Annotated in this window: 5 protein-coding genes, 2 pseudogenes and 1 riboswitch; of the genes and pseudogenes, 4 read left to right on the plus strand and 3 right to left on the minus strand. The window is 73.2% G+C overall.

The genetic code is table 11. The annotated features are described in order from the left end of the window. Positions 1–36 precede the first annotated feature (36 nt). Complete coding sequence (locus tag QC029_RS30000) at positions 37–1446, minus strand: MFS transporter (protein WP_279559004.1); 1410 nt, start codon at positions 1444–1446, stop codon at positions 37–39. A 187-nt stretch (positions 1447–1633) separates the two neighbouring features. On the opposite strand from QC029_RS30000, the gene QC029_RS30005 reads away from it, so the two are divergent. Continuing rightward, positions 1634–2236, plus strand: a complete 603-nt coding sequence (locus QC029_RS30005; protein WP_279559005.1) for a DM13 domain-containing protein — start codon at positions 1634–1636, stop codon at positions 2234–2236. On the opposite strand, the gene QC029_RS31255 is transcribed toward QC029_RS30005, so the two are convergent. Continuing rightward, the gene (locus QC029_RS31255) at positions 2131–2607 is read right to left on the minus strand and encodes an erythromycin esterase family protein (RefSeq protein WP_369281325.1); all 477 of its coding nucleotides are present in this window, start codon (positions 2605–2607) and stop codon (positions 2131–2133) included. The genes QC029_RS30005 and QC029_RS31255 overlap by 106 nt on opposite strands. A gap of 22 nt (positions 2608–2629) precedes the next feature. After that, a pseudogene (locus QC029_RS31260) lies at positions 2630–3079 on the minus strand (erythromycin esterase family protein); the annotation flags it as partial. Between the two features lie 352 nt (positions 3080–3431). Continuing rightward, positions 3432–3609: riboswitch (cyclic di-AMP (ydaO/yuaA leader) on the plus strand. Positions 3610–3720: 111 nt separating this feature from the next. Between QC029_RS31260 and QC029_RS30010 the strand changes: the two are divergent. The 3 genes and pseudogenes from QC029_RS30010 to QC029_RS30020 form a co-directional block, all read left to right on the plus strand. Then, positions 3721–3915 (plus strand): annotated as a pseudogene (locus QC029_RS30010) (transglycosylase family protein); the annotation flags it as partial. Next, a complete protein-coding gene (locus QC029_RS30015; RefSeq protein ID WP_279559007.1) occupies positions 3898–4671 on the plus strand; it encodes a transglycosylase SLT domain-containing protein in 774 nt (257 codons plus the stop codon). The pseudogene QC029_RS30010 and the gene QC029_RS30015, both read left to right, overlap by 18 nt. Before the next feature lie 246 nt (positions 4672–4917). Then, a complete protein-coding gene (locus QC029_RS30020) occupies positions 4918–7137 on the plus strand; it encodes an NADP-dependent isocitrate dehydrogenase (RefSeq protein WP_279559006.1) in 2220 nt (739 codons plus the stop codon). Positions 7138–7204 lie beyond the last annotated feature (67 nt).

Here is a 7204-nt window from a genome sequence, read left to right on the forward strand (position 1 = left end):
GGCGGTCAGCGGGCGACGGTCGGCGGGCGACGGTGCTCAGGGGCCGCCCACGGGGGCGGAACCGCCGCGCGCGGCCGGAGCCTTCCCGGAACCCTCCGGTCCGTCGGGCTCGCCGATCTCCTCCAGGTTCCGCATCCGGGTTTCCTCGGCCACCCCGACCGCGAGCAGCGTGAGCAGCGCGGCGGCGATCACGTACAGCGCGATCGGCGTCGAGCCGCCGAAGTCCGCCAGCAGGGCGGTGGCGATCAGCGGGGCCGGGGCGCCGGCGGCGACCGAGGCGAACTGCGCGCCGATCGAGGCCCCGGAGTAGCGCACCCGGGTCGCGAACAGCTCGGAGAAGAACGCCGCCTGCGGGGCGTACATCGCGCCGTGGAGGACCAGCCCGACCGTCACCGCCAGCAGCACCGGGCCGAAGCTCTCGGTGTCGATCAGCCAGAAGAACGGGAACGCCCACAGGCCGACCCCGGCGGCGCCCAGCAGGTAGACCGGACGGCGGCCCCACCGGTCCGACAGCGCGCCCCAGGCGGGGATCACCGCGAAGTGGACGGCGGAGGCGACCAGCACCGCGTTGAGCACGGTCTGCCGGTCCATGTCCAGGTGCTTGGTGCCGTAGACCAGGACGAAGGCGGTGATGACGTAGTAGCTGATGTTCTCCGCCATCCGGGCGCCCATCGCGATCAGCACGTCGCGCCGGTGGTGGCGCAGCACGGCCAGCAGCGGCATGGCCTCCGCCGCCTTCCCGGCCCCCTCTGCGGCCCTGCGGGCCTCGGCCTTCGCCAGCGCGGCCTTGAACACCGGTGACTCGTCGACCGACAGCCGGATCCACAGGCCGACCAGCACCAGCACCCCGGAGAGCAGGAACGGCACGCGCCAGCCCCAGGAGGTGAACGCCGAGTCCGGCAGCACCGCCGTCAGCACCGCCAGTACGGCGGTGGCCAGCAACTGGCCCGCGGGCGCGCCGGTCTGCGGCCAGGAGGCCCAGAAGCCGCGCCGGCGCGCGTCACCGTGCTCCGACACCAGCAGCACCGCGCCGCCCCACTCGCCGCCGAGCGCGAAGCCCTGCACCAGCCGCAGCGCGGTCAGCAGGACGGCCGCCGTGGAGCCGAGCTGGGCGTGGGTGGGCAGCAGCCCGATCGCGAAGGTCGCTCCACCCATCATCAGCAGGCTGATCACCAGCAGCCTCTTGCGGCCGAGCCGGTCGCCGTAGTGGCCGAAGACCAGCGCCCCGACCGGGCGGGCGACGAAGCCGACCGCGTACGTCAGGAAGGCCAGCAGCGTGCCGACCAGCGGGTCGGACTCGGGGAAGAACAGCCTGTCGAAGACGAGCGCGGCGGCGGACCCGTAGAGGAAGAAGTCGTACCACTCGATGGTGGTGCCGATCAGGCTCGCGGTGACGACGCGCTTGAGGGACCGGGGGGTCGCGGAGGTCGGGGGAGAGGAGGCCATGGGCACCACTTCCGGACAGTGAAAGGGGACGATCGGTGTCGCCACACCGTAGGAACGCCCAGGCCGCGGGCGTATGTGGTGGGGCACCACACTTGCGCCGCCGGGTGTGCGGGCGGCAGCCATGCCCGGCGCCGTAAGGGTTCCGTCACTTCTCGGCCCGGGACGCCGGCGCCGTCCGCCGGGTTGAATGGACGCCGACGGGTTCCGGACGGACGGGGGTGGGCGCGTGCGCGCTGTACGGGGCAAACCGGTGGTCGTGGGGGTCCTGGTGGCGGCCGTCGTGGCGGCCGGAGCGGGGCTGTACTGGTTCCAGCCGTGGAGGCTGTGGCAGGACCAGACCGTCCGGGAGGCGCCGCCCTCGGCCGCGGACGCGCCCGCTCCGTCGGCGGCGCCCTCGCGGAACGCCACCACCGCGCCGCCCGCGCCGGCGGCCGGGCCGCGGACGCTGGCGAGCGGCGACCTGATCAGCCACGAGCACGCGACGTCCGGAACCGTGAAGCTGCTCCGGCTGGCCGACGGCTCCCACGTCCTGCGCCTGGAGGACCTCGACACCAGCAACGGCCCCGACCTGCACGTCTGGCTGACCGACGCACCGGTGGTGGAGGGCCGGGCCGGCTGGGGCGTCTTCGACGACGGCCGGTACGTCGGCCTCGGCAGGCTGAAGGGCAACAGGGGCGACCAGAACTACGCGCTGCCCGCGGACGTCGATCCGGAGGCGTTCACGAGCGTGAGCATCTGGTGCGACCGCTTCGACGTCTCGTTCGGCGCGGCGGAGCTGACCCGCGTCTGACCGCCCGGCGCGGGCGGCGCACCGGGTGACCGGGGCCCGCGCCGGGCGGGGCGGACACCGGCCGGTGGGGCAGGTCCCCCTCCCGCCCGCGCCGTGCTCGTACCGGTGGGAGCCGGCGCCCGGGTGCGGTCCAGGTGGAGGAAGGCGCCGTAACGCCGGCCGAGCACGGTGGGAACGTAGTTGCCCCGGCGCTCGGCGTGCGGCCGGTGGACGACCCCGATCGCGCGGTGCCCCAGCTCCTCGCTCCGCCGGGCCGGGGCGGCGTCGCCGCCGTCCTCGCCGTCCTCCCGGGTGAACAGTGCGGAGCCGCCCGGCAGGGCACGGCGCGTCAGCTCCTCGACGCTGCCGCTCCGGGCCGGCGGCACGGTCATCGCCTCCGGGGGGCAGGCTCCACCGCCGTGCTGCGACCACCGTGCCCTCGTGCGCGCCGAAGCCGACCAGCGCCGCGCCCTCGGCCGCGTGCCGCTCGCGCAGCAGCTGCCCGACGCTGACCGTGCCCGCGTCGGCCGTGTCCGTGGCCCGGGCGTCCCCGACGTGGGCGTCGTGCTCCCAGACCACCGCCCCGGCCTCCGGGCCGTGATGGGCCGTGAGCCGGTCGAGGGTGTCGGCCGTCCTCCTGCTCCCCCGGTCGTGCGGGAGGGGCGGGGCCCGCGGGTCGCCCCGTACGTGCCCGGTCCGCGGTACCCCGCGGGGCGGGCGGCGTACGCCGGGCGGGACCGGGCACCGCCGCACCCGGCTTCGGCACCGCACGTCCTGTTCGGCCGGGAAAGGGTGCGCTTTTTCCGCGAAAAGGAGCAAGCCGTCAAAAGGGAGAATGCGGTCCGATCGCTCCGGGCGTCCCATAAAGGGTCGACAGCCGGTGAATTGGGCTATGTGCGGAAATCGCACCGGCGGTGTGCCGTGAATCACATTCCCGTACTCGACTTCTGCCCACCGCGAAGATCATCAATCGTCCGCCGCCCGAATCCCCTGGCTCCACGGCGTTTTGAACCACTCCGGCGGTCCGTGCCCCGGCGTACCGGATCCGTGCCCCGGCGCGCACCGTGGCCGGATTTGTCAGCTGGGTGACAAGGTGATGGACCATCGGATTTCCCTCTCCTTGTCTCCGGGAATTCGGTGTGTTTATGTGGCCTGGCCTCCGCCGCCCATGGCAGGGGCTCCACCGCCGGGACGCCGAGTCCTGCCGCCCGGCCGGGGAGAGGCAGCATCCGACCGCGGCAGGAGCGGGGAAACCACACAGTGCCGTGCCGCGCGTTCTCGCCGGCCCGGCTCGGGGTGAAGCCGATTCCCGACGCCCCCTGACGCAACGGGAACCGGCCGGGCAACTCCAGCCCGAATCCGACAGCTAACCTCGCAGGCGTGGGAGAGGACGCACACCCATGTCTCGTGGTCGCCACCGCCGCCCCCGCACACCCCTGGTCTCCCGTCAGTTCTCGCGCGTCTCCCTCGCCCTCACGGCCGGCGGCGCGGGCATCGCCGCGCCGATGATCGCCGCCGGCGGCGCCAACGCGGCCTCCGTCCCGGTGTGGGAGAAGGTCGCCGAGTGCGAGAGCAGCGGCAACTGGTCCGCCGACACCGGCAACGGCTACTACGGCGGACTGCAGTTCTCGCAGTCCAGCTGGGAGTCGGTGGGCGGCACCGAGTACGCGCCGCGCGCCGACCTGGCCACCAAGGAGGAGCAGATCGCCGCCGGCGAGAAGCTGCTCGCCGCCCAGGGCCCGGGCGCCTGGCCCACCTGCGGTCCCGCGGCCGGACTCGGCCGGGACTCCGGCACCCCGGCCAACGCCCCCGCGCCGCAGACGCGGGGCGAGACCAAGGTGAAGGCCGAGACCGGGCGGACGTCCGCCGCCGCGGACTCCTACACCGTCGCCGGCGGCGACACCCTCCACGGGATCGCCACCCGGCACGACGTCGAGGGCGGCTGGCGGACGGTCTACGAGGCCAACCGTGAGACCGTCGGCGGCAACCCGGACCTCATCTTCCCCGGCCAGCGGCTGACCCTGGCCGCCCAGCCGTCCGACGGCGGGCAGAGCCGCGCCCCGGAGCGCTCCGACCGGAGCGAGGCCCGTCCCGCCTCCGCGAAGACCGCGCCGCAGGCCGCGCCGAGAGCCTACGCGGACAACCTGGACGGCTGGATCCGCGAGGCCCTGGACATCATGCGGGCCAACGGCATCCCCGGCACCTACGAGGGCATCCACCGCAACATCATGCGCGAGTCCAGCGGCAACCCGAACGCCGTCAACAACTGGGACGTCAACGCCCAGCGCGGCACCCCCTCCATCGGCCTGCTCCAGGTCATCAAGCCGACCTTCGACGCGTACCACGTCCCGGGCACGGCGAACAGCCAGTACGACCCGGTCGCCAACATCGTCGCCGCCTGCAACTACGCGGCCGACCGCTACGGCTCGATCGACAACGTCAACGGTCCCTACTGAGACGGCCGGGCCGGGGCGGCCCACCGGCTCCTCCGGGGCGTCCGGTACGCGGCGGCGCACGCCGCCCACCGGGCGCCCCGGAGCGCGTCCGCCCGCCCGGCCGGGACGCCCCCGAGCCCCCGCGCGCGGTCGCCCGGAGGAGGTGACGCGTTCGCGCCCCCGCCGGGGCAGGGCGCTTTCGAGGGGGAGGCGCCCACGGGATATCTTGATGTCGAGCAATGTTGCAGACGTGGAGCGGAGCACCCGGTGACTGACTCGACCATCATCTACACACAGACCGACGAGGCCCCGGCCCTGGCGACGTACTCGTTCCTGCCGGTGGTCAGGGCCTACGCCGCCAAGGCCGGCGTCGCCGTGGAGAGCCGTGACATCTCCCTGGCGGGACGGATCATCGCGGTCTTCCCCGAGTACCTCCAGGAGGAGCAGCGGATCGGTGACGCGCTCGCCGAGCTCGGCGAGCTGGCCAAGACCCCCGAGGCCAACATCATCAAGCTGCCGAACATCTCGGCCTCCATCCCGCAGCTCAAGGCCGCGATCGCCGAGCTCCAGGAGAAGGGCTACGCGCTGCCGGACTACCCGGACGACCCCAAGACCGACGAGGAGCGGGAGATCCGCGCCCGTTACGACAAGGTCAAGGGCAGCGCCGTCAACCCGGTGCTGCGCGAGGGCAACTCCGACCGCCGCGCCCCCGCCTCGGTGAAGAACTACGCCAAGGCCCACCCGCACCGCATGGGCGCCTGGACCCCCGAGTCGAAGACGAACGTCGCGACCATGGGCGTCGACGACTTCCGCTCCACCGAGAAGTCCGCGGTCGTCGCCCGGGACGGCGCGCTCCGCATCGAGCTGGTGGGCGACGACGGCTCCACCACCGTCCTGCGCGAGTCGGTGCCGGTGACCGAGGGCGAGGTCGTGGACGCGGCCGTCATGCGCGTCGCGGCGCTGCGCGAGTTCCTCAAGGAGCAGGTCGCCCGCGCCAAGGCCGAGGGCGTGCTGTTCTCGGTCCACCTGAAGGCCACCATGATGAAGGTCTCCGACCCGATCATCTTCGGCCACGTGGTGCGCGCCTTCTTCCCGAAGACCTTCGCCGAGTACGGCGAGACCCTCGCCGCGGCGGGCCTGACCCCGAACGACGGCCTCGGCGGCATCCTCAAGGGCCTGGAGTCGCTGCCCGAGGGCGCGAAGATCAAGGAGTCCTTCGAGGCCGAGCTGGCCGAGGGCCCCGAGCTGGCCATGGTCGACTCCGACCGCGGCATCACCAACCTGCACGTCCCCAGCGACGTCATCGTCGACGCCTCCATGCCGGCCATGATCCGCACCTCCGGCCACATGTGGGGCCCCGACGGCCAGGAGCACGACACCCTCGCGGTCCTGCCCGACAGCTCCTACGCCGGCATCTACCAGGCCGTCATCGACGACTGCCGCGCCAACGGCGCCTTCGACCCGGCGACGATGGGCTCGGTGCCCAACGTCGGTCTGATGGCGCAGAAGGCCGAGGAGTACGGCAGCCACGACAAGACCTTCGAGATCCCCGCCACCGGCACGGTGCGGGTCACCGACCAGGACGGCGCCGTGGTCCTGGAGCAGACGGTCGGCGCCGGCGACATCTTCCGCATGTGCCAGACCAAGGACGCCCCGATCAGGGACTGGGTCAAGCTCGCCGTCACCCGCGCCCGCGCCACCGGCGACCCGGCGGTGTTCTGGCTCGACGAGACCCGCGCCCACGACGCCAAGCTGATCGAGAAGGTGCGGGCGTACCTGTCCGAGCACGACACCGAGGGCCTGCGGATCGAGATCATGGCCCCGGTGGACGCCATCAGGTTCTCCCTGGAGCGCATCCGCCGCGGCGAGAACACCATCTCGGTCACCGGCAACGTGCTGCGCGACTACCTCACCGACCTGTTCCCGATCCTCGAGCTGGGCACGAGCGCCAAGATGCTCTCCGTCGTCCCGCTGATGAACGGCGGCGGCCTGTTCGAGACCGGCGCCGGCGGCTCCGCGCCCAAGCACGTCCAGCAGCTCGTCAAGGAGAACTACCTGCGCTGGGACAGCCTGGGCGAGTTCCTGGCGCTGGCCGTCAGCTTCGAGCACCTCGCGCAGACGACGGGCAACGCGCGCGCCCAGGTGCTGGCCGACACCCTCGACCGCGCCACGGCCACCTTCCTCAACGAGGACAAGTCGCCCAGCCGCCGCCTGGGCGGCATCGACAACCGCGGCAGCCACTTCTACCTGTCGCTGTACTGGGCGCAGGAACTGGCCGGGCAGACCGACGACGCCGAGCTCGCGCAGGCGTTCGGCCCGCTCGCGCGGACGCTGGCCGAGCAGGAGCGGACGATCGTCGACGAGCTGATCGCGGTCCAGGGCTCGCCGGCCGACATCGGCGGCTACTACCAGCCCGACGAGGCCAAGGCCTCGGCCGTGATGCGTCCGTCGAAGACCTTCAACCAGGCCCTGGCGAGCCTGGGCTGAGGCGGCGGCGGGCGCGGCCCGTCGCCCGCGCCCGTCCCGCGACGGAGGCCGCCCCGGCCGGACGCAC

Origin of the sequence: Streptomyces sp. DH37 (genome assembly GCF_029813835.1) — a bacterium.
Lineage (GTDB): Bacteria > Actinomycetota > Actinomycetes > Streptomycetales > Streptomycetaceae > Streptomyces.

Excerpts from the sequence above, each read along its gene's own strand:
- QC029_RS30000 (WP_279559004.1), bottom strand. The coding sequence starts at position 1,446 with ATGGCCTCCTCTCCCCCGACCTCCGCGACCCCCCGGTCCCTCAAGCGC.
- QC029_RS30005 (WP_279559005.1), top strand. The coding sequence starts at position 1,634 with ATGGACGCCGACGGGTTCCGGACGGACGGGGGTGGGCGCGTGCGCGCT.
- QC029_RS31255 (WP_369281325.1), bottom strand. The coding sequence starts at position 2,607 with ATGACCGTGCCGCCGGCCCGGAGCGGCAGCGTCGAGGAGCTGACGCGC.